Genomic DNA, 21517 nt, shown 5'->3' with positions numbered 1-21517 from the left:
AGTGAATTCATCGGCACGGGCACCCGGGCGGGGCCTTGAGCGTTGCTGTTTCATGTCCGACCCCCGAGACCCCATCGAGAACTGGTTCATCACCTCGCTGGACGCCGATGATGCGGCCGCGCTTCGCCCGTTGCTGCGCCGTGTGTCGGTCACCCTGGACCAGATTGTCGTGGATCAGGGCACACTGGTCGAGCATGTGCATTTTCCGATCGACGCCCAGTTCGCCAACGTGATCCGCTTTCCCGACGGCAGCACGGTGGAAACCGCTGTTGTGGGCAGCGAGGGTCTGACGGGCCTCGCGCCCTTTATGGCCGATCGCTCCAGCGCCTGGGAAATCGTCTGCCGAGCCTCGGGCGAGGCCTGGGCCGCGAGCGCCGCCGCCCTGCGCAAACTGGCGGCAGATCGTCCGAAACTGATGACGCGTCTCTTGGTGCTGACCGATCTCTATCAGGCCCAGGCGGCCCAGACGGCAGCCTGCAGTTCGCTGCACCGTGTGCCCGACCGGATCGCGCGCTGGATCCTGACGGCGCGCGACCTGTCACCGCACGACACGCTGCACTTCCGGCAGGAGGAACTGGCACGGCTGATCGCCGTCCGTCGCTCGACCATCAGCGAAGCCGCCACCCAACTCAGGCGGCGCAAGCTGATCAGTTATGGACGTGGAACAATCCGCATCCTCGACCGTGAGGGGCTCGAGGCCACCGCCTGCGATTGCTACCGCATGCTGCGCCCGCGCCTGGCCAATCTGGGACGCCGAAACGGCGCGTCCTGAGTCGGCCAACCGACATAGGAACTCCCCGAGGGCATGGTGGCTTTTCCAAGCCTCACCCAAGGAGGACACCATGGCCGAGAAGACCCTGAACACCCTGTTCCACGACACCCTGCGCGACATCTATTATGCCGAACGCAAGATCCTGAAATCCCTGCCCAAGATGAAGCGTGCAGCACAGTCGGAAGAGCTGAAGGCGGCCTTCGAAAAGCACGAGACCCAGACCGAGGGCCAGATCGAGCGTCTGGAGCGCGTGTTCGAGATCATCGACAAGACCCCGCGCGGCAAGACCTGCGATGCCATCAACGGCATCCTCGCCGAGGGCGACGAAATCGCCGAGGAGTACAAGGACAACCCCGCTCTCGACGCCGGCCTGCTGGCCGCCGCCCAGGCCGTCGAACACTATGAGATCACGCGCTATGGCACGCTGAAGCGCTGGGCCCAGGTGCTCGGTCTCGACGAGGCGGTCAAGCTGCTGGACGAGACCCTGCAGGAAGAGTCGCAGACCGACGAGGATCTGACGAAGCTTGCGGACGCCCGCATCAATGACGCGGCGCTGAAAGACGCGGCGTAACGTCCGGCTTGAAGAAAGAGACGGGGCCGGTCGTCAGGACCGGCCCCGTTTCCATGTCTGCTGTCAGCCGGTGACGAAGGCGACGATGAATTTGCCGTCGGTATAGCCGCCGATGCCCCAGGTCAGCATCTGGCCGCCTTCGAAGAAGACTTCATAGGTCTCGACGCGAGCCTCGCCCTCGCCCTCGGCGCTGACAAAGGCCATGTCGCTGATCGGCCCGAGGGACTGCAGGGCCGGTCCGATCTGGGCGACCTGTTCGTTGCAGGCGGTCAGCAGTTCCGCCGCCATCAGATCGGCGGGGCATTCGCCGTTGGCGGTCGAGGTGATCATCCGCGTAAGAGAGGCGCTGTACTGGCCTTCTGGGGCCGGCGCGGCCTCATGGCCGGCATGGGGGTCCTGGGCGTTCGCGGCACCGGCAAGGGCCACACCGGCAACCACGGTCGCTATCATCAGGGAAAGTCGCATGGGGTATCCTCCATCTGGGGTGACCCCCACGATGGGGCAGGCTGGCGAGCCACTCAAGTGAAAGCGCGGTAATGCACACGCGATAGCTGCCAAGCTTGTTCATTCTCGCTTAGGAAGAAGCCCGCACAAACTAGGGGTACGGAGTTATCTCATGACCGTCCCTATGACAGAGCCCGGTTCGCCCCCGCCTTTGCTTCATCGGCTGATTGCGGCCGGTCATCTGAGATATTGGCTCATCTCCAGCTGGGCCCTGGTGCTTGCAGCGGTGACGTCCTGGCAACTGGCTCTGGCCTGGTTTCTGGTGGCCACGCTTTCCGGCGTCGCCCGTACCATTGTCGAGACCCGCATCCGTCTCTCGAACGCGGGCCAGCATGCCCGCCTGAAGCTGCTCACGGCGACCGCATCCTGCATCGCCTGGGCAGCGGCGCCGCTTCTGGCGGCGACCACAGGGGGGGCTCTGGGCTTCACAGTGGCCACGGCCCTGCTGATCTGCGGCTACACACTCGTCTTTACCCAGATGCGCGCAGAGCCGCGCGAGGCCCTGATCGTGTCCCTGCCCTACACCGCTGTGGTGGCCGGGCTCGTGGCTGGCCTGTGGGGCACCTCGGCCTTCTGGGTGGCCGCAACCCTCATTCCGGTGGTCAGCCTGGCCCTGGTCATCAAGGTGGTCATCACCCAGATCAAGGATCGTGAACTGGCGGCGATCAACGCGGCCCAGGCCAGACTGATCGATGAGCTGGCGGAGGCACGGGACAGGGCGAACGCCGCCAGCACCGCCAAATCAAACTTCCTCGGGGTGGTGTCTCACGAACTGCGCACCCCCATGAACGGTGTGCTCGGCGCCGCCCAGATCCTGCAGATGTCCGGGCTGAGCGACAAGCAGTCGGAAATGGTCAACATCATCCGCTCGTCGGGCGACTCGCTGATGGGACTGCTGAACGACATCCTCGATATGACCAAGATCGAGGCGGGCAAGATGGAGTTGCGTCCGCAGACCGTGTCGACCGACGCCCTGGTCCAGCAGATGATCGGCCCGTTTCAGGCGCACGCCGAAGCTCGGGGCCTGACGTTCACGGTCAAGACGCGGGGCGACCTGCCCGCCGCCCTGGCGCTGGATCCGCTCCGTCTGTGCCAGATCACCCATAATCTGCTCGGCAATGCCGTGAAGTTCACCGAGCGGGGCACGGTCGACCTGGCCGTCACCGGCACCGATCTTGGCCAGGGCCGCACGCGACTGGATGTGGCCATCAGCGATACGGGCATAGGCATCGACGCCCAGGATGTGGACCGCCTGTTCCAGCCCTTTGCCCAAGTCGATGAATCCTCGACCCGCAGCTTCAGCGGGACGGGCCTCGGACTTAGCATCTGCCAGCGACTGGCCCGGTTGATGGACGGCGACATCACCGTTCGCTCCATCCCGGGCGAGGGCTCGGTCTTTACCTTCGAAGCCGTCTTTGACCAGGCACCGGTGCGACTCGAAAGTCGAGCCGCCGCCTGACCTAGATGTGGATCGCGTGTCCCAGCGCGCGCAAGGACGCCTCGTGGAAGGCCTCGCCCATGGTCGGATGGACGTGAATGGTCCCGGCCACATCCTCCAGCACCGCGCCCATCTCCATCATCTGGGCAAAGCTGTTCGACAGCTCTGACACATGCTGGCCTACGGCCTGGATTCCCAGAATCCGGTGATCCGTCTTTGACGCCAGCACCCGCACGAACCCGCCGTCGTCACCGGCTTCCAGCGCCAACGCGCGGCCGATGGCCATGAAGGGGAACATGGCGGTGATCACATCGTCGCGGCCCTCGACGTCCTGCGGGCCCAGCCCGGCCGAGACGATTTCCGGCTCGGTGAAGCACACCGCCGCGATGGTGACGGGGTCGAAGCGCTTGTCATGGCCGGCGATGATTTCCGCCACGACCTCGCCCTGGGCCGAGCCCTTGTGGGCCAGCATGGGTTCACCGGTCAGATCGCCGACGGCCCAGACATTGCGCATCGAGGTGGCGCAGCGGTCGTCGATCTTCACGAACGCACCGGCCATGGCCACGCCCATATTCTCGAGGCCCCAGCCCCTGGTGCGGGGGCGGCGACCAACGGTGACCAGCACCTTGTCGGCCTTGAGCTTCAGGGCGGCGCCGTCCTTCGCAGTGACATTCAGCTGGCCCTTCTCGAACGACCGGGCCTTCGCGCCCAGATGCAGTTCGACGCCATGCTTCTCCAGCCATTTGGCGACCGGATCGGTCAGCGCCTTGTCATAGAGCGGCAGCAGCCGGTCGGCCATTTCGACGATGGCGACCTCGGCCCCCAGCTTGCGATAGGCGATGCCCAGCTCCAGCCCGATATAGCCGCCGCCGACCACGACCAGCTTGCCGGGCACCGCATCCAGCGCCAGCGCCTCGGTCGAGGAAATCACATCCCCGCCGAAGGGCAGGAACGGCAATTCGACCGGCTCGGAGCCCGTGGCCAGGATCACATGTTCGGCGGAAATGATGATGTCGCCGTCATCGGTTTTGACGGTGCAGGTCTTGGCGTCCGAGAACTCGGCCCAGCCGTTGATGACCTTGACCTTGGCCTTCTTGAGCAGGGCCGCGACCCCACCGTTCAGCTTACGGACAATGCCGTCCTTCCAGGCGACGGTCGCCTTCAGATCGATGGCCGGCTTCGAGGCCGTAATGCCCAGAGTGCCACCGTCCGCCGCCTTGGCCACCGTCTCGAATTTCGAGGCCGCATGGATGATCGCCTTGGACGGAATGCAGCCGACATTCAGGCAGGTCCCGCCCAGCCCGTCACCGCCGTCGACGAGAATGGTATCGAGGCCCAGCTGGCCACAGCGGATTCCGGCCACATAGCCGCCGGTACCGGCACCGATGATGAGGACTTTGGTGGAGAGGGTCTGGGTCATTGTCTCAGGTCATCCACAGCGTCGCGGGGTGCTCCAGCAGGCCCTTGATGCGCTGCACGAACACCGCCGCGTCATGGCCGTCGACGATGCGATGGTCGAAGCTGGAGGACAGGTTCATCATCTTGCGGACGACCATCTGGCCGTCCTTGACCACCACGCGCTCGGCGATCTTGTTGGGGCCGACGATGGCGACCTCGGGGTGGTTGATGATCGGCGTGTGGACCACCCCGCCCAGGGTGCCCAGAGAGGTGATGGTGATGGTCGAGCCCGACAGTTCGTCGCGCTTGGCCGTGCCGTCCTTGGCCGCGCCCGAGACGCGGGCGATCTCCAGCGCCGTATCATACGGATCGCGCGCCTCGGCGTGGCGGACCACCGGCACCATCAGGCCATTCGGCGTCTGGGCGGCGATGCCCAGGTGGACGGCGTTGTGCGTCGTCAGCACCCCGCCCTCGTCGTCATAGTGGCTGTTGATGGTCGGCTGGTCGCGCAGAGCCACCACGATGGCGCGGGCGATGAAGGGCAGGACGTTCAGCTTGGGCTGGTCCTTGGCCCGCGTCGCGTTCAGATGGGCGCGCAGCTCCTCGACCGCCGTCATGTCGATTTCCTCGACATAGGTGATGTGCGGGATGCGGCGCACGCTCTCGGCCATCTTCTCCGCGATCTTGCGGCGCAGGCCGATGATGCGGGTCTCGGTCGTGCCCTCGGCCCGGGCATAGGTCGAGGCCGATGATCCGGAGGCGGACGATCCGTGGCTGCCCGAGGCGACGTAGGCGTCGAGATCGCCGTGCTCGATGCGGCCGGCCGGCCCGGAGCCGGGCACGAACTGCAGTTCGACGCCGAGGTCGCGGGCACGCTGGCGCACCGCAGGCGAGGCCAGCGGGCGTTCACCCCGGGCGGACAGGGTGCGGGTCTTGCCCCCCTCCCCGGCTGCGCCGGTACTCCCCCCGGCGGGGGGAGATTTGGGAGACGGCGACGGCGCTTTCATTCCTCCCCCGTCGGGGGAGGGGGACCGCGCCTGCGCGGTGGAGGGGGCCGGAGCAGACGCAGGCACCGCCGCCGACACATTGCCCTTGCCCTCGACCTTGAAGGACACCAGCGGCCCGCCGACGGCCAGCTGCTGGCCGGGCTCGCCGTGCAGGGCCACAACCGTGCCGGCGACCGGGCTGGTCAGCTCGACGGTCGCCTTGTCGGTCATGATGTCGGCGATGATCTGGTCTTCCTCGACCGCGTCGCCGACCTTGATGTGCCAGCCGGCCAGCTCAGCCTCGGCCGTGCCCTCGCCGACGTCCGGCAGTTTGAAGACATAGTTGGCGCCGCTCGCCGAAGTTGCGACGGGCGCCGCCTCCACCTGCGGCGCTTCGGCCTTGGGCTCAGGGGCCGGCGGGGCCTTGGCGGGTGCGGGAGCGGCCTCTGCCTCAGCCGCAGCATTCCCCGCACCCTCGACCTCGAACTCCACGAGGGGCGAGCCCACCGCCAGTTGCTGGCCGGGCTCGCCGTGGGCTGCGGTCACCGTGCCGGCCACCGGCGAGGTCAGCTCGACGGTCGCCTTGTCGGTCATGATGTCGGCGAGGATCTGGTCCTCCTCGACCCGGTCGCCGACCTTGACGTGCCAGCCGACCAGTTCCGCCTCGGCGGTGCCTTCGCCCACGTCGGGCAGTTTGAACACATAGCGTCCCATGCTCAGCGCCCTCCGTTCATGGTCGATTTCAGGGCCTCGGCCACCCGTTCGGGGCCGGGGAAATATTCCCACTCAAAGGCGTGCGGATAGGGGGTGTCCCAGCCGCAGACCCGCGCGATCGGCGCCTCGAGGTGGTAGAAGCAGCGCTCCTGCACCAGCGCCGACAGTTCTGCTCCGTACCCGGAGGTTTTCGGCGCCTCGTGCACAATGACGCAGCGGCCGGTCTTCTTGACCGAGGCCTCGATGGCCTCGATGTCGAGCGGCACCAGCGAGCGCAGGTCGATCACCTCGGCATCCACACCGGCATGCTCGGCCCCGGCCAGCGACACCCAGACCATGGTGCCCCAGGCCAGGATGGTGACGTCGGCGCCTTCCTTCATGATGCGCGCCTTGCCCAGCGGCACCGTGTATTTCTCGGCCGGCACCTGGGCCAGCTCCTGGGCCTTCCACGGGCTGACGGGCTTTTCGTGCCAGCCGTCGAAGGGGCCGTTGTAGAGGCGCTTGGGCTCGAAGAAGATGGTCGGATCGTCGTCCTCGATACAGGCGGTCAGCAGGCCCTTGGCGTCATAGGGGTTGCTGGGCACGACGACCTTCAGGCCGGCGATGTGGGTGAACAGGCTCTCGGGGCTCTGGCTGTGCGTCTGGCCGCCGAAGATGCCGCCGCCGTAGGGCGAGCGCACCGTGATCGGGCTGGTGAACATGCCGGCCGAGCGGTAGCGCAGCTTGGCCGCCTCCGAGACGATCTGGTCATAGGCCGGATAGATGTAGTCGGCGAACTGGATCTCGACGACCGGGCGCAGGCCGTAGGCGCCCATGCCGATGGCGGCGGCGACGATGCCGCACTCGCTGATCGGGGCATCGAAACTGCGGGTCAGGCCGTGCTTTTCCTGCAGCTTGTCGGTGACGCGGAAGACACCGCCGAAATAGCCCGCATCCTCGCCGAACGAGAGCACATTCGGGTCCTCGGCCATCTTGGCGTCGAGCGCCGAGTTCAGCGCCTGGATCATGTTCATCGGCACGGTGCCGCTGCCGGCGGCGGTCGATTTCGGCGCGCTGTCCTGATCGACCATGTCGGGCTCGATGCCGTCGTTGCGGTCGGCGTCGGTGAAGGTTTGCTCGCTCATTCTCAGACCCCCACTTCGCGGCGCTGTTCGACCAGACGCCAGTCTTCGGTGGCGAACACATCCTCGAACATCGTCTTCACGCTGGGCCGCGACTGGCCGAGCGTGCCGATGGCCTCGGACTCCTTGCCCGCCGCACGGACCTGTTCGACGGCGTCCTTCTCGGCGGCTTCCTGTTGCGCGTCCGACCATTCGCCGAGCGCGATCAGGTGCTGCTTCAGGCGGGCGATCGGGTCACCGAGCGGCCATTTCTCGCGCTCGTCGCCGGGGCGATAGCGGCTGGGGTCATCCGAGGTCGAGTGCGGCGCGCCGCGATAGGTGAACAGCTCGATGACGGTGGCGCCCTTGTTGGCGCGGGCGCGCTCCTCGGCCCACTGGGTCGCGGCCCAGACGGCGAGGAAGTCATTGCCGTCCACGCGCAGCGCCGGCAGCCCATAGCCGATCGCCTTTGAGGCAAAGGTGGTTTCGAGCCCCCCGGCAATGCCCTGGAAGGAGCTGATGGCCCACTGATTGTTGACGATGTTGAGGATCACCGGCGCCCGGTAAACAGCGGCAAACGTCAGGGCGTTGTGGAAGTCGCCCTCGGCCGTGGCGCCGTCGCCGATCCAGCTGATCGCCAGCCTGTCGTCACCCTTGTAGGCCGAGGCCATGGCCCAGCCGACGGCCTGCGGTACCTGGGTGCCCAGATTGCCGCTGATGGTGAAGAAGCCATAGTCCCGGCTGGAGTACATGATCGGCAGCTGGCGGCCCTTGATGGGGTCCGAGGCGTTCGAATAGATCTGGTTCATCATGTCGACCAGCGGATAGCCCCGCGCGATCAACAGGCCCTGCTGGCGGTAGGTTGGAAAGCCCATATCCTCGCGCGGCAGGATCATGCCCTGGGCGACGGCGATGGCCTCCTCGCCCGTGCACTTCATGTAGAAGCTGGTCTTGCCCTGACGGTGGGCGCGGTGCATCCGGTCGTCGAAGGCGCGCGTCAGGATCATGGCCTTGAGGCCATTGCGCAGCGTCTCGGGGTCCAGCTTCGGATCCCACGGCCCGACGGCCTTGCCCTCGTCGTCCAGCACGCGGACCAGCCGGAAGGCCAGGTCGCGCATGTCATGATGGTCGCCAAGCGCATCGGGGCGGGCGACCGAGCCGGGGGCGTCCAGCTTCAGATGGCTGAAATCCGGGGTGTCACCGGGGCGGCCCGAAGGCTCGGGAACCCGCAGGGACAGGGCTTTGGTGTTCTTTTTCATTGCGATTGCCGTCAGTTGATCCGTCAGCGTTTCCTCACCCAGCGATCTAGCACGGGCGATCTTTCATTGCTCGCTCAAATCCGACCTTGCATTCCGCCTAATCAAGGTATTTTATTGCGTCGAAACGAGATCAGGAGAAACGCATTGGCCGACGAACTGGACGCGATCGACGCCCGCATCCTCGACATCCTGCAACACGATGCCGGGCTTTCGGTTGCCGACGTGGCCGAAAAGGTGGGCCTGTCGGCCTCGCCCTGCTGGCGGCGCATCAAGAGACTGGAGGATACCGGCTATATCCGCAAGCGGGTCACCCTGCTGGATGCGGAGAAGCTGGGCCTGGACTTCGAGGTCTATGCCATCGTCAAACTGAACTTGCCGTCGACCCAGAATCTCGAGATTTTCGAAGCGGCGGTCGGCGAGTGGCCGGAAGTGGTGCAGTGCGCCACCATCACCGGTCGCGAGGACTATGTGCTGCGGATCGTCACCTCCGACATGCATGCGTTTGACAAATTCCTGCGCGAGAAACTGCTGGCCCTGGGCATCGTCTCGGACTGCGAAAGCCACATCGTCACGCGCGGGGTCAAGAACGTCACCGCCCTGCCGCTCGGCATCGTCAGCGCGCATGTGAACTAGGCTCAGCCTTGGGGGGCGACACGATGCGGGGGATGATTGCGGGCTTGGTGTCGGCCCTGATGGTGTTCGGGTCGTCCATGGCGGTGGCCCAGGAGCCCGAGGGCGATGTCGCAGCTTTCCGGCGCCTGCGCGCCGAGGGTCTGGCCGCAGCCCGGGCGGATGATCTGGTCACGGCCTCCGCCCGGCTGGCCGAGGCCGACGAACGTATTTCCAACCATCCCGGTCTGATGATCCTGCGGGCGCGTGTGGCCATGGCCATGGGCGATCCGCTGGAAGCCCTGATCCATTACGGGCGCTACGGCGGGGCCGGTCTGGTGTTCGACGTGGACGCCGAAGAGGCCATCACGGAACTGCGGACACAGCCGGACCACGCTGCGGCAGCACAGATCATCGCCGACCTGATCACGGACAACCGGGCGCCGGTCGGGGCGGGGGCGCTTGAGCCCCTGTTCCAGCTGGACGGCACCGTTCTGGCCGAAAGCGTGGTGCGCGATATCCGCCACGGTCGCTGGCTGGTCTCCCAGATCGCCGGACGCACCATTGTCGCCGTGGCGGACGACGGCACCGTCAGCCCCTGGCTCCAGCCCCATCCGGCGGTTTCCGGCGTGGTCGGCCTGGCGCTCGATGAGGTGCGCGGCATCCTGTGGGCCACGACCGCGCCCCTGCCCCCGGCCGTGCACGGACGGTCGGGTCCGGCGCCCGCCACCGCCCTGCTGCAGATCGATCTGGACACCGGCCGGGTGGTGCGCGCCTGGCCCGCGCCCGCCGATGGCCGCGACCATGGTCTGGGCGATCTCGTCCTCCTGCCGGACGGCTCCGTGGTCGTCGCGGATGGCCAGTCCGGCGACCTCTACCGACTGGCCGCTCCCGATCAGGCGCTGAGCCCCTTTGTCACCGGCGTCTTCGGCTCTCCCCAGGGACTGGCCGTGGTGCGAAATACCCTGTTCGTGGCCGATTACAGCTCGGGCCTGTGGCGCATGCCCCTCGACGGCGGCGCGCCCGTGCCGGTCGCCCTGCCCCCCGATGACACCCTCGTCGGTATCGACGGACTGGCTACCGACGGCACGCGGCTGTTCGCCATACAGAATGGCGTGAACCCGCAGCGCGTGGTGCGATTGGTGCTCTATCCGAACCACGAGTGGGTGGCCCTCTTCACCGTGCTGGCCGCCAACCTGCCGGAGATGGAAGAGCCGACGACCGCGATCGTCGTCGACGGACAGCTTGTCTTCGTCTCGCGTTCGCAGTGGAATGGCTTTGACGCTGACGGCGCCCCGCGCCAGCCAGATCTTCCGCCCGCCCAGATTTCCCGACTGCCCCTGACCCCGGAGCCCTGACGATGATCGAAATGGTGATTGAGGCCCGCAAGAAGGACCTCGGTGGGTTCGAGGTCGGTCGCATCCTGCCTTTCCACGCGCGGCGCATGGTCGGCCCCTTCATCTTTCTGGACCATATGGGCCCGGCCGAGTTCGCGCCCGGTGCCGAGGGCGTCAATGTGCGGCCCCACCCCCATATCGGCCTGTCGACCCTGACCTATCTGTTCGAGGGCGAGATCCATCACCGGGACAATCTGGGCTACAGCCAGCCGATCCGCCCGGGTGAGGTCAACTGGATGACGGCCGGCAAGGGCATCGTCCACTCCGAGCGCACCGACCCGCTGAAACGCTCGACCGGCGGCCCCATGCACGGCATGCAGGCCTGGATCGCCCTGCCCGACGACCTGGAAGAGACCGACCCCGCCTTCCATCACCATGGGGAGGACGACCAGCCCACCTATGACAATGCCGGTCTCTATGCCCGATTGGTCGCGGGCGAGGCCTATGGGGCCAAGGCTGCCGTGCCGGTGTCGTCGCCGCTCTTTTATGTTCACTGGGAGCTGGCCGAGGGCGTGCGCACCGCCCCGCCCCCCGGCAAGGGTGCCGGCGGCATGAGCGAACGGGCCCTCTATGTCGTGCATGGCGAGATCGAGGTCGGCGACCGCACCTTTGGTGAAGGCCAGCTGGTGGTTCTGGAGCCCGGCGCCGAGCCGACCATCAAGGCCATCCGCCCGTCGACCGTCATGGTCATGGGCGGCGAGCCCGTCGGCCAGCGCCTGATCTGGTGGAATTTCGTGGCCTCCAGCCAAGCCCGTCTGGATCAGGCCAAGGCCGACTGGAAGGCCGGGCGCATGAACCTGCCCAAGGACGACGATCGCGAGTTCATCCCCCTGCCCGACACGCCGTCGATCTCCGAGACAGACGCCGGCGTCAAGCCGGGGCCAACGCATCCGGTCTGACCGGATCCGCTTCCGGCACAGGTGTGCAGGACGCCTCGCGGGCGGCGACATGGGTGACGCCCGCACCCCTGAGGGAGTCCTCGTCCAGGCCTGACGGCCCGTTGACCAGCAGGATGTTCCGGGTCGCCTTTCGCGCGGCGCGGATCAGCCGCCCCAGAAGCGCGGTCACTGACAGCCGATCCCCGTCGATCACGACTCCGCTGAACGGATGTTCGGACAGGGCCTTGGCCACCGCGCCGATATCGTCGATGCCGACCATCAGCCCCCGGAAGAAGGGCGCCATCATCGCCGCGGTCTCGCCCGTGCGACCGGTCGGTACCCCGGCATCGACATCCTGCATCTCAAGGATGACCGCCTGACGCATCAGATCCGCGACGGATGCCCATTGATGGATCAGCGCCAAACGCGGTCGCACCAGCGCCAGGGTCGAAAAGGACAGGGGGGCGATCAGGGCGAAGACCCCGCCTTCCTGCCGATACTCGTCCAGCAGGGGAAGCAGAAATTCGATGGTCGCCCGGTCGACCGCCTCCACCTGGGCCGAGGTCAGGGCCTCGGCATCGGCCACGTGGCGCGCGATGCGAAACGCCCCGATAGAGTCCGTGTCGAGGCGCCAGACGGGGACGATCTCGAACGCCACTTCGACCGGCGCATGGCTCGCGGTCTGGATGGATGCCGTGTGTCGCCGCCCGGCCAACGGCGGTGTCCAGTCTTCGGGCCCGCGCGCGGGCGCGGGCGGCGAGTCCTGCGAGGGCTTCAAGGGTCGGGGCGCAAACGGGTCGATCTGCACGCATTGCAGGCCGCCGCCGTCCAGCGACGCCACGCGCTTCAGCACCACATCGTCGTCAGCATTCCGTCCCAGGAAGAAGGACAGCAGGCCCCTCAGAATATCGGCGCACAGAACCTGACCGTCATAAGCATCCTGCGACGCCACGGCGGCGACAAAGGTGGTGTCGTCCACCCGCATTAAGACATCGGGCGGGGGCAGGCGTCTCTCCAGCGTGCGCTCGGCCACGTCCCAGATATGGTCGCGCTTGACCTCCCATCGGTCCCCCAGGGACTGCCTGACCGGCTCCAGCGACAGGGCGAACACGCGACCCTGCGCCGCCAGTCCCGCCTCGATCACGCGGTCCAGCTGGTCCCGACGCGAGGACGCGAGGTGGGTCAGGGGAACGGTACTGGGCACGGCGGCTCTGCATACCTCCAAGAATGGGCGCCCATCCTGACAGCCCCGCCTTGCCCACTGCTTTACGATCACCCTGAATTTTCAGGGTTAGCGGGACGTTGCAGCAGCGCTTGCCGCTGAATCCGGCGCGCCGTCTTGAACGCCGCGCCGGGATGACGATCTGAAGGGCATGTCATCCCTGTCTGTTCTTGATCTGTCACCTGTCGTCGAAGGCGGCGACGCCGGTCGCGCCCTCGCCGAGTCCGCCCAGCTGGCCCGCACGGCCGAGCGGCTGGGCTACACCCGCTTCTGGCTGGCCGAGCATCACAATATGCCGGGCATCGCTTCGGCCGCGACCGCCGTGGCCATCGGCCATGTCGCAGGCCAGACGACGACGATCCGCGTGGGGGCCGGGGGCATCATGCTGCCCAACCATGCGCCGTTGATGGTGGCTGAGGCGTTCGGCACGCTGGACGCCCTTTATCCCGGCCGGATCGATCTGGGCCTCGGACGCGCTCCGGGCACGGATGGGCCGACCGCGCGGGCGCTGCGCCGCTATTTCGACGGGGCCGACCGCTTCCCGCAGGATGTTCTGGAGCTGCAATCCTATCTGGCCCCGGCAGTCGAGGACCAGCGGGTCTCGGCCTGGCCCGGTCAGGGCTCGAATGTGCCGCTGTGGCTGCTGGGCTCCAGCCTGTTCAGCGCCGAACTGGCCGCGCAGCTGGGCCTGCCGTTCGCCTTTGCCAGCCATTTCGCGCCGGAACTGTTGCTGCCCGCGCTCAAGATCTATCGCGAGGGGTTCCGCCCGTCCAAGGCGCTGGACGGCCCTCACGCGATGGCCGTCATCAATGTCTTTGCCGCCGACACGACGGCCGAGGCGCAGCGGCTGGCGACCTCGATGCAGATGGCCTTTGCCAATGTGGTGCGCGGCACGCCCGGGCGGCTCAAGCCCCCGGTCGACGACATCACCACCGTCCTGACGGATCAGGAACGCGCCGCGGTCGACAGCCGCCTGACCTATGCCGCCATCGGCGACGGTGAGGCTGTGCGCAAGTCGCTCGCGGACTTCCGGGCCCTGACAAATGTCGATGAAATCATGGTCACCGGCATGATCCACGATCTGGACGCCCGGCTCCGCAGCCTGGAAATCACCGCCGAGGCCGCCGCCTAAAGCTCGCTGAGGAAGTCTAGCAACAGCTGGTTCACGACCTCGGGCCGTTCCTGCTGGATCCAGTGGCCGGCCCCCTCGATCTCGTGCTGGCCGCGCAGGTCGGTCAGCCAGTCCTTGAGTGCGGCTTCTGCCGGTCCGGCATAATGCCTGACCGGATCACTCTGGCCGACGACGAACAGCGACGGCACGGTGATGCGGCGGTCCTGCAGCCAGGCGGTCAGCGACCAGTTCAGGTCCATGGCCCGGTACCAGTTCAGCGGCCCGGCAAACCCGCCGGCAGAGAAGGCGGCGACATATTCCGCAAAGTGGGCGTCCGACATCCACGGGGGCAGAACAGCGTGGTCTGCGATGCTGTCGGTCATGCTCACGCCGGGCTGCAGAAATCCGGTGTGGCGGTCCCCGACCGCAGTCGCCCCGTCATAGGCCCAGAACATCTTGCGAAGCGCGGTCTCCGGATCGGCGTCCAGTGGCGTATGGGCGTCCGCATCTTGAAAGCGGACGATATAGAGATCGCCCAGCCCCGCCCGCTTCGTGATCGCCTTCATCGCCGGGATCGGCGGGCCGCTCGGCCGCCTCGGCTGGAACGGCACGCTCAGCCCCGCCACCGCCCGGAAAATATCGGGCCGCATCAGGGCGCAGTGCCAGGCGACCGGCGCGCCCCAGTCATGCCCGATCACGACACAGGTCTGATGACCCAGCGCGCGCACCAGATCGACCATGTCGCCGACCAGATGCAGGATGGTGTGCCGGTCCACGCCCTCAGGCTTGTCCGTGCCGCCATAGCCCCGCATGTCGGGCGCGACGGCATGCCAGCCGGCCGCCGCCAGCGCCTGCACTTGCGCCCGCCAGCTGATCCCCAGCTCGGGAAAGCCGTGGATCAGCAGCACCAGCGGCCCCTCGCCCGCTTCCAGCACGGACTGCGTCAGGCCGTCGGTGGCGATCCGGCGGGTCTGCACCGCCCTAGTGGACCGTTGTCGGCTGTTCGGGCTTGGCCTCGGGTACCGGCACCTCGGTGACCGGCGTCACCGGCACCGAGACCGAAGGCCCCGGCGTCGGATCATTCTCGCCGTCGCGATCCGGGCGCTTGCCTTCCTTCAGCAGGGCCAGGATCTCGTCGCCCGACAGGGTCTCGAACTCCAGCAGGGCCTGCGACAGGATTTCATGGTCCTTGGCCTTGGCCTTCAGAATCTTGCGGGCGGCATTCCAGCCCTCGGTGACGATCCGCTTGACCTCTTCATCGATGATGCGGGCCGTCTCTTCCGAGACATTCTGGCTGCGCGCCACCGAATGACCGAGGAAGACCTCTTCCTGGTTCTCGCCATAGGCCACCGTGCCCAGCTTGTCCGAAAAGCCCCAACGGGTGACCATGGCGCGGGCCAGTTTGGTCGCCTGCTCGATATCGGATGACGCACCCGAGGTGATGTTCTCCTTGCCGAAGATCAGCTCCTCGGCGACCCGGCCGCCGGCCATGATGGCGATGCGGTCGATCATCTGCTGATGCTTCATCGAATAGCGATCGCCTTCCGGCAGCTGCATCACCATGCCCAACGCACGCCCGCGCGGCACGATGGTGGCCTTGTGCACCGGATCGGCCATCTTGACGTTGATGGCGACGATGGCGTGTCCCGCTTCGTGATAGGCGGTCAGGCGCTTCTCTTCCTCGTTCATGGCCATGGATTTGCGCTCGGCGCCCATCATGACCTTGTCCTTGGCGTCCTCGAAGTCGCGATGGGTGACCATCTTGCGGTCCTTGCGCGCCGCCAGCAGGGCCGCCTCATTGACCAGATTGGCCAGGTCGGCACCCGAGAAACCGGGCGTGCCGCGCGCCAGAGTCTTGACATTGACGTCAGCGGCCAGCGGCACATCCTTCATGTGGACACGCAGGATCTTTTCGCGACCCGAGACATCGGGGTTGGGCACCACCACCTGGCGGTCGAAACGGCCGGGACGCAGCAGGGCGGGATCCAGCACGTCGGGCCGGTTGGTCGCCGCGATCAGGATGATGCCTTCGTTCGATTCAAAACCGTCCATCTCGACCAGCAGCTGGTTCAGCGTCTGCTCGCGCTCGTCATTGCCGCCGCCGAGACCCGCGCCCCGGTGACGGCCCACGGCGTCGATTTCATCGATGAAGATGATGCAGGGGGCGTTCTTCTTGGCCTGTTCGAACATGTCGCGCACGCGGCTGGCGCCGACGCCGACGAACATCTCGACGAAGTCCGAGCCCGAGATGGAGAAGAAGGGCACGCCCGCCTCACCCGCCACCGCACGCGCCAGCAGCGTCTTGCCGGTACCCGGAGGGCCAACGAGCAGCGCCCCCTTGGGAATCTTGCCGCCCAGACGCTGGAACTTGGCCGGGTCCTTCAGGAAGTCGACCACCTCCTGCAGCTCATCCTTGGCTTCATCGACGCCGGCGACATCGGCAAAGGTCTTGCGACCCTTGTGCTCGGTCAGCAGCTTGGCCTTGGACTTGCCAAAGCCCATGGCCCCGCGCGCCCCGCCCTGCATCTGGCGGGTGATCAGCAGGAACAGGCCGACCAGCACAAAGATCGGCAGCAGGCCCAGCAGGATGCTCATCCACAGCGGCTGGCGCATGGACTTGACCTGCACCTCGGCGCCCGTCGCCTGGATCTGGGCAATCAGATCGGCATTCGGCATGGGGGTGACCGACTCAAACCGGGTGTCGTCGCTGAACACGCCGGTCAGGCTTTCGCCCTGGACCTCCACGGCCTTGATGCGGTTTTCCTCAATCGCGCTCAGAAGCTGCGAATAGGTGATCTCCTCCGGCGGGGCATTGCTGCCAGCCTCGCCGTCCTTGCCGGACAGGGCGCCCCCACCCTGACTCATGGCGGCATAGATGGCCAGCATCCCCAGGATGATCATGCCGACGACGGCGAATCTGCGAAGGTTCATGTGTTCCTCAGTGTGTGGCGCGACCCCCGTCAGGAGCCGCCCGGTCCGGTCGCCCGGAACTGTGTATCGTCACAAAATAGGGGCTCGTCCATCCGTGCGCCATTCCCTGCGACACTTCAAATCGGCCTCGTGCTTAACCTGCCCCAGGCCGAGCGCCAGCCGACACGCGGCCAGAGCCTCAACCCGGGCCCTCGACTGTGCAAGAACCGGCCCGGCTTCATCGTCCCGAATGAGCACAGGCAGGCTCGGCCGCGCCGCCGCCGGCAGACCGGCCACAATCGCCCGATCCGCCCGCCCCAGTCTTGCCGCGCGGCCCGAAAGCGGTGTCACGCGCCATCCGGGCTCATCTACCGTCAGTGCAAAGCGACCGTCCCATACCACCTCGGCGCCGGGAATCAGATCCCTGACCGGCTCACCCCGCCGGCGGTAGTCGCCCGCCTCGCGAACCAGCATCAGACCGTCCGTCGCCGCGATCAGCCGTGCCCCGGCAAGGCCCGCCGTAAAGTTCCCGCCCGCCGCGATCCGCGCTGCCAACCTCGCCAGCCGGTCGCCGCGCGGGGGGCGCACGCCGCCGCCGGCCACGACCAGTCCGAAGGCCAGCGTCCTCGGGTCCGTCTCGCGGCGGGCGCGGACAACACCCCATTCGTCCGCGGTCATGCCCGTGGACGGGGCCGGCCTGTCCTGTTGCGGAACAGGGGCCTGCTCACCCTCCGCCAGAGCTAGCCGGGCCCGGCTACGGCCATAGCGAAGGTCGACATTGGTAGAGTCCTCGATCCAGTCGATCCCCCGCGCCTTCAACCAGTCTCGCAAGTCAGTCCGCCGCTCGCCCAGCAAGGGCCGCAGCAGCATCAGGCCGCGCCCCTCGGGCCAGGCCGGCGACGGGCTCCAGTCCCGCAACTGCCCAAGCGTCGAGCCTTGGGCCTGCATCCACCGGCCCTCGGCCACATCATCGGCGGTGTGGCCGGTAAGGATGACGCGCGCCCCGACCGCTCGCGCCATCTCCGCCAGCCGCGCATGACGGGCTGCCCGGGCGGCGGCGGGCAGGCCTGTGTCAGGCCAGGGCCCCTCCCAGCGCGCGCTGTGAAAAGTCGCCCCAAGCCGCCTGGCCATATCCCGAACCCGGTCATGCCAGACGCGACTGTGGGGGTTCAGACAATGATCGACATGAAGGACGGCCAGCGACCGGCCATGCGCGGCGGCCCACTCATGCGCCAGATGCAACAGGGCGATCGAGTCGCCACCGCCAGACACGGCCACCGCAACCGGTGCAGGATCACCAGACAGAAGGCGTGCATCGAGCGCCGCCCGTGCGCGCCCCACCAGCCCGGTCAGGGCCTCGCTCAGCGGCAGCCGGCCTCGGTCCGGACCGAGGTGGCACGGGTCTTCAGCGCCGCCGGGGCGGTCTCGGCATAGCGTCGGTTGAAGTCCGTCAGGGCCGCACAGGCCTGGGTGTTGCGATCCGTCGCAACCAGCGCCTGGGCCAGATCGACCGTGGCCTTGGCCGCCCACGGCTCGGCAGGCCAGCCGCTCAGAGCCTGGGCATAGAGGGGCACCGCCGCGGCGGCATCATTGGCGAGATAGAGGTCAGCCAGACGCACGGCCGCCAGACGCGCCTCGGGCTCGTCCGGCCAGGTGACCAGCAGGACCTCATAGGCCCGCGCCCCTCGGCGGCTGTCCTCAGCCATCAGTCGATCCGCAGCACGCAGATCGCCCCCGGCCGTCCCGCTGGGGGAGTTGGGCTCGATCGGAGCAGTCAGCTCCGCCTCCAGGCGGGCGGCGGACTCCAGTTCCTCGATGCGCGCCTCGGCATCGGTCAACTGCTGCCGCAGCAGGGTGTTCTCGCGCTCGGTCTCGTCCAGCGCAAAGGTCAGGCGCTCGATATCGCCGTTCATGCGCTGCAGGGTCCGCTCGACATCGGCCAGTCGGGTGTCAACGCTGACCATCTGCCCCTGCAGGGCCACGACCTCGGGGTCGGGCTCCATGATGAAGGGCTGGCCCGAAGAGTTGCGCTGGAACAGGGCCCGCTCGATCCGGCGGACATTGCGCTCCAGCGTGCTCAGGCGGCGCGCATCCCAGACAATCGGCTCACCCTCATTGGACTGGGCGACGGTCGGGCTGGCCAGCATGGTCGCGCCGACAAAGGCCAGCACGGCAAGGCCTGCAGCCGATTTGCCCGGGGCCGACCGGACGATCTTCAGACGAGAGAAAAACTTGAACATGACGCGTCTCGTTCCACGGATTTGCGGCCTCGACAAGGCACGCCACCCTGACACAGCCTGACCCGGTCAGGCCTAAACTCTCAGCGAAAGGGGGCATGCCCGGCGGACACGCCCCCTCGCTTGCCCGATCGTCAGGCAGCCCGGATCAGCGGGCGCCCGAGACGATGGCGGTGTGGGCGTTGCGGTTGCGAGCCCACGATTCCTCGTTCGAGCCCTGCGCGATCGGACGCTCCTTGCCGAAGCTAATGGTGTCGATACGCGAGGCCGGCACGCCCTGCTGGACCAGATAGGTGCGGACGGCCTCGGCGCGGCGGGCGCCCAGGGCCAGGTTGTATTCGGCCGTGCCGCGCTCATCGGCATTGCCTTCGATGCGGACCGTGACGGCCGGATACTGGCGCAGCCAGGCGGCTTGCTGGTTCAGACGCGGATAGGCCTCGGGACGGATCGTATAGCTGTCGAGGTCGAAATAGACGCGGTCGCCGATGGTGTTGGCGAATTCCTCGGCCGAACCGGGGCGCGCGGCGCCCATGTCGCCACCCGTGACCGGACGGTCCGGATAGGTGGTGTTGGTGCCGGGCTGCTGGGTGCCGCCGTTATCGGCCATGGGGCCGGGGTCCGCGGCCGGACGGGCGCAGGCGGCCATGGCCGACACAGCCACGCCCACCAGGGCCAGGCGGAGGATACGGGACTTGATCATGAGGCTCTCCTAGGGGGGTCCGCCACAATGGCGGGCAAGCGTGACGATTTCAAAGCGCTAGCCGAACAGATAACCGCGTCATAGCAACGGTAACGCACTGTTGATCCATTGGGTTCGCGGATTCTCCTGTGAGGCTATTTCGCCGGTCAGCTGGGGCAGCTGTCGGGCGCCTGGCCATAGCCGAGGTTGGCCGGAGGCGCGTCCAGCAGGGGCGACCAGGCGGGGCTGGATCCGCGTCCGTCATAGCCGGCCTGGGCGATGACCCGGCCCGACAGATCAACGGTCCACAGGCGTGTATCCCCGCCGCGCGTCTGACGGGCGAACATGATGTAGCGGCCGTTCGGCGCCCACGACGGGCCTTCCTCGAAATAGCTGGATGACAGGATGCGTTCACCGGTGCCGTCGGTGTCCATGACGCCGATGTGGAACTGTCCGCCCTGCTGCTTGGTAAAGGCGATCAGGTCGCCGCGCGGGCTCCAGGACGGCGCGGTGTAGGACCCGCCGCCGCGCGAGATCGGCCGCTGGCCCGATCCGTCCGCATTCATCACATACAGGCGCGCCGACCCCGACCGGTCCGAGGTGAACACCAGCCGGCGGTTGTCCGGAGAGAAGCTGGGCGAGGTATCGATGCCCGGATCGCTGGTCAGGCGGCGCAGCTCGCGCGAGCGCAGGTCCATCGTATAGACGTCGGTGTTGCCCGCCCGGATGATTGAGAAGGCGATCTTGGAGCCGTCGTTCGAATAGCGCGGCGCCAGAACCTGACCGTCGAATTCACCCAGCGACTCCTGCCGGCCGGTCGACAGATTCTTCAGATAGATGCGGCTGTAGTCCTGGCCGAGCGCGACATAGGTGACCTCATTGGGGTCCGAGGTCGAAAAGCGCGGCGACATGATCACTTCGTCGCCCTGGGTCAGGAAGACCGGGTTGTAGCCGTCCTGATCCACAATCGCGAGGCGGCTGAGCCGGTTCAGCTGGGTGCCGCTTTCGGCCACATAGATCACGCGGGTGTCAAAGAAGCCGCTCTCGCCCGTCATGCGTTGATAGACGACGTCGGAAATCTTGTGGGCGATGCGGCGCCACTGCTCGGGCGTGGCCGTGAACTGGTAGCTGACCAGCTGGCACTCCCGGTAGGTGTCGTAAAGGCGAAAGCCCACGTCATTTCGGCCATCCGGGCGCGGCGTCACCGAGCCGTACAGCACCACTTCGGCGCCGATCGAGGTCCATTGCGGAAAGGTCGGCTGGTTGGCCAGCGACAGGTCGGTCTCGATGAAGCTGGCCGGGTTGAGCGGGTCAAAGAAGCCCGAGCGACGCAGATTGCCGCTGATGACGCTGGAAATCTCGGTGCCGTACTGGCCGCTGAAACCGACAACGGCGATCGGCAGGGGACGCAGCACACCCTCGCTGACGATCACTTCCTGAAGCGGAGCCGGTTCCTGCGCCAGCGCAGCCTGGGGCGCGCCCATAGCCAGCGCCAGTCCAAGGCCAAGCGTAGCCCCGACCCCTGTTGCCGATTGCATCCGCCGCTTGAAACCCATGCGTTCCTCCGAACTCAATACCGGGGCGGCGCGACCCTAGCGCCACCATATGTCTTATCGCCACCATGTGCGCGATTGAGGCGACTTTCAGGCCGCCCTCGCGCCGCGCACGCGATTGTCATCTTTGATCATGACGTCCTGACGAAGGTTGAACGTCCCTAGGCCAACGGACCACA

19 protein-coding genes are annotated in these 21517 nt (G+C 67.0%); 7 read left to right on the top strand and 12 right to left on the bottom strand.

Going from position 1 to position 21517, the window contains the following annotated elements; translation table 11 throughout:
• Positions 1-52: 52 nt before the first annotated feature.
• Together V7672_RS09060 and V7672_RS09055 are read left to right on the top strand one after the other, a co-directional pair.
• Complete coding sequence (locus tag V7672_RS09060) at positions 53-772, top strand: Crp/Fnr family transcriptional regulator (protein ID WP_335624268.1); 720 nt, start codon at positions 53-55, stop codon at positions 770-772.
• A gap of 70 nt (positions 773-842) precedes the next feature.
• Positions 843-1343 (top strand): YciE/YciF ferroxidase family protein, encoded by a 501-nt coding sequence (locus V7672_RS09055; protein WP_335624267.1) that lies wholly within the window; start codon positions 843-845, stop codon positions 1341-1343.
• A 63-nt stretch (positions 1344-1406) separates the two neighbouring features.
• Here the strand turns inward: V7672_RS09055 and V7672_RS09050 are convergent, their stop codons facing one another.
• Complete coding sequence (locus tag V7672_RS09050; RefSeq protein ID WP_335624266.1) at positions 1407-1808, bottom strand: hypothetical protein; 402 nt, start codon at positions 1806-1808, stop codon at positions 1407-1409.
• A 151-nt stretch (positions 1809-1959) separates the two neighbouring features.
• Between V7672_RS09050 and V7672_RS09045 the strand changes: the two genes are divergently transcribed.
• A complete protein-coding gene (locus V7672_RS09045) occupies positions 1960-3306 on the top strand; it encodes a sensor histidine kinase (protein ID WP_335624265.1) in 1347 nt (448 codons plus the stop codon).
• A 1-nt stretch (position 3307) separates the two neighbouring features.
• On the opposite strand, the gene lpdA is transcribed toward V7672_RS09045, so the two are convergent.
• Genes lpdA through V7672_RS09025 form a run of 4 tightly spaced genes read right to left on the bottom strand, consistent with a single transcriptional unit; the run spans position 3308 to position 8742 of the window.
• Positions 3308-4705, bottom strand: coding sequence for a dihydrolipoyl dehydrogenase (lpdA, locus tag V7672_RS09040; RefSeq protein ID WP_335624264.1), 1398 nt, complete (start codon positions 4703-4705; stop codon positions 3308-3310).
• Between the two features lie 4 nt (positions 4706-4709).
• Positions 4710-6383: a 2-oxo acid dehydrogenase subunit E2 gene (locus V7672_RS09035; protein WP_335624263.1), complete on the bottom strand. Its 1674-nt coding sequence runs from the start codon at positions 6381-6383 to the stop codon at positions 4710-4712.
• 2 nt (positions 6384-6385) lie between these two features.
• Complete coding sequence (locus V7672_RS09030) at positions 6386-7507, bottom strand: alpha-ketoacid dehydrogenase subunit beta (protein WP_335624262.1); 1122 nt, start codon at positions 7505-7507, stop codon at positions 6386-6388.
• Positions 7508-7509: 2 nt separating this feature from the next.
• Positions 7510-8742, bottom strand: a complete 1233-nt coding sequence (locus V7672_RS09025; RefSeq protein ID WP_335624261.1) for a thiamine pyrophosphate-dependent enzyme — start codon at positions 8740-8742, stop codon at positions 7510-7512.
• Positions 8743-8886: 144 nt separating this feature from the next.
• Here V7672_RS09025 and V7672_RS09020 point away from each other — a divergent pair, with 144 nt between their 5' ends.
• From V7672_RS09020 to V7672_RS09010, 3 genes are read left to right on the top strand one after another with little or no spacing between them, the layout of a single operon-like run.
• Positions 8887-9375 carry an Lrp/AsnC family transcriptional regulator gene (locus V7672_RS09020; RefSeq protein WP_335624260.1) on the top strand — a complete coding sequence of 163 codons (489 nt, stop codon included), beginning with the start codon at positions 8887-8889 and terminating at the stop codon, positions 9373-9375.
• 32 nt (positions 9376-9407) lie between these two features.
• On the top strand, positions 9408-10709 hold the full coding sequence (locus V7672_RS09015) for an SMP-30/gluconolactonase/LRE family protein (protein ID WP_335624259.1): 1302 nt from the start codon (positions 9408-9410) through the stop codon (positions 10707-10709).
• 2 nt (positions 10710-10711) lie between these two features.
• The gene (locus tag V7672_RS09010; protein WP_335624258.1) at positions 10712-11647 is read left to right on the top strand and encodes a pirin family protein; all 936 of its coding nucleotides are present in this window, start codon (positions 10712-10714) and stop codon (positions 11645-11647) included.
• On the opposite strand, the gene V7672_RS09005 is transcribed toward V7672_RS09010, so the two are convergent.
• Entirely contained in the window at positions 11619-12830 is a 1212-nt protein-coding gene (locus V7672_RS09005; RefSeq protein WP_335624257.1) for a hypothetical protein, read from the bottom strand. The two genes, V7672_RS09010 and V7672_RS09005, sit on opposite strands and share 29 nt — an antisense overlap.
• Positions 12831-12999: 169 nt before the next feature.
• Between V7672_RS09005 and V7672_RS09000 the strand changes: the two genes are divergently transcribed.
• The gene (locus V7672_RS09000) at positions 13000-13980 is read left to right on the top strand and encodes an LLM class flavin-dependent oxidoreductase (protein ID WP_335624256.1); all 981 of its coding nucleotides are present in this window, start codon (positions 13000-13002) and stop codon (positions 13978-13980) included.
• Here V7672_RS09000 and V7672_RS08995 read toward each other — a convergent pair.
• The 6 genes from V7672_RS08995 to tolB all read right to left on the bottom strand — a co-directional run bounded on the left by V7672_RS08995 (position 13977) and on the right by tolB (position 21269).
• Positions 13977-14936, bottom strand: coding sequence for an alpha/beta fold hydrolase (locus V7672_RS08995; RefSeq protein ID WP_335624255.1), 960 nt, complete (start codon positions 14934-14936; stop codon positions 13977-13979). The genes V7672_RS09000 and V7672_RS08995 overlap by 4 nt on opposite strands.
• Before the next feature lie 4 nt (positions 14937-14940).
• A complete protein-coding gene (gene ftsH, locus V7672_RS08990; RefSeq protein WP_335624254.1) occupies positions 14941-16890 on the bottom strand; it encodes an ATP-dependent zinc metalloprotease FtsH in 1950 nt (649 codons plus the stop codon).
• A 69-nt stretch (positions 16891-16959) separates the two neighbouring features.
• Complete coding sequence (gene tilS, locus V7672_RS08985; RefSeq protein WP_335624253.1) at positions 16960-18147, bottom strand: tRNA lysidine(34) synthetase TilS; 1188 nt, start codon at positions 18145-18147, stop codon at positions 16960-16962.
• Between the two features lie 83 nt (positions 18148-18230).
• Positions 18231-19109: a tol-pal system protein gene (locus V7672_RS08980; RefSeq protein ID WP_335624252.1), complete on the bottom strand. Its 879-nt coding sequence runs from the start codon at positions 19107-19109 to the stop codon at positions 18231-18233.
• A 145-nt stretch (positions 19110-19254) separates the two neighbouring features.
• Complete coding sequence (gene pal, locus V7672_RS08975) at positions 19255-19806, bottom strand: peptidoglycan-associated lipoprotein Pal (RefSeq protein WP_335624251.1); 552 nt, start codon at positions 19804-19806, stop codon at positions 19255-19257.
• Between the two features lie 146 nt (positions 19807-19952).
• Complete coding sequence (gene tolB, locus V7672_RS08970; protein WP_442889216.1) at positions 19953-21269, bottom strand: Tol-Pal system beta propeller repeat protein TolB; 1317 nt, start codon at positions 21267-21269, stop codon at positions 19953-19955.
• Between the last annotated feature and the right edge of the window lie 248 nt (positions 21270-21517).

This window comes from Brevundimonas sp., from assembly GCF_036963785.1.
In the GTDB taxonomy this organism is placed as follows: Bacteria; Pseudomonadota; Alphaproteobacteria; order Caulobacterales; family Caulobacteraceae; genus Brevundimonas.
This window is presented reverse-complemented; position numbering and strand designations above follow the sequence as displayed.

What these genes read in the sequence shown, in the direction of transcription:
- V7672_RS09050 (WP_335624266.1), bottom strand. Translation starts at nt 1,808, where the DNA reads ATGCGACTTTCCCTGATGATAGCGACCGTGGTTGCCGGTGTGGCCCTT.
- V7672_RS09055 (WP_335624267.1), top strand. Translation starts at nt 843, where the DNA reads ATGGCCGAGAAGACCCTGAACACCCTGTTCCACGACACCCTGCGCGAC.
- lpdA (WP_335624264.1), bottom strand. Translation starts at nt 4,705, where the DNA reads ATGACCCAGACCCTCTCCACCAAAGTCCTCATCATCGGTGCCGGTACC.
- V7672_RS09015 (WP_335624259.1), top strand. Translation starts at nt 9,408, where the DNA reads ATGATTGCGGGCTTGGTGTCGGCCCTGATGGTGTTCGGGTCGTCCATG.
- V7672_RS09045 (WP_335624265.1), top strand. Translation starts at nt 1,960, where the DNA reads ATGACCGTCCCTATGACAGAGCCCGGTTCGCCCCCGCCTTTGCTTCAT.
- V7672_RS09035 (WP_335624263.1), bottom strand. Translation starts at nt 6,383, where the DNA reads ATGGGACGCTATGTGTTCAAACTGCCCGACGTGGGCGAAGGCACCGCC.
- ftsH (WP_335624254.1), bottom strand. Translation starts at nt 16,890, where the DNA reads ATGAACCTTCGCAGATTCGCCGTCGTCGGCATGATCATCCTGGGGATG.
- V7672_RS08980 (WP_335624252.1), bottom strand. Translation starts at nt 19,109, where the DNA reads ATGTTCAAGTTTTTCTCTCGTCTGAAGATCGTCCGGTCGGCCCCGGGC.
- V7672_RS09025 (WP_335624261.1), bottom strand. Translation starts at nt 8,742, where the DNA reads ATGAAAAAGAACACCAAAGCCCTGTCCCTGCGGGTTCCCGAGCCTTCG.
- V7672_RS09010 (WP_335624258.1), top strand. Translation starts at nt 10,712, where the DNA reads ATGATCGAAATGGTGATTGAGGCCCGCAAGAAGGACCTCGGTGGGTTC.
- V7672_RS09060 (WP_335624268.1), top strand. Translation starts at nt 53, where the DNA reads ATGTCCGACCCCCGAGACCCCATCGAGAACTGGTTCATCACCTCGCTG.
- pal (WP_335624251.1), bottom strand. Translation starts at nt 19,806, where the DNA reads ATGATCAAGTCCCGTATCCTCCGCCTGGCCCTGGTGGGCGTGGCTGTG.
- V7672_RS09030 (WP_335624262.1), bottom strand. Translation starts at nt 7,507, where the DNA reads ATGAGCGAGCAAACCTTCACCGACGCCGACCGCAACGACGGCATCGAG.
- tolB (WP_442889216.1), bottom strand. Translation starts at nt 21,269, where the DNA reads ATGGGCGCGCCCCAGGCTGCGCTGGCGCAGGAACCGGCTCCGCTTCAG.
- V7672_RS09000 (WP_335624256.1), top strand. Translation starts at nt 13,000, where the DNA reads ATGTCATCCCTGTCTGTTCTTGATCTGTCACCTGTCGTCGAAGGCGGC.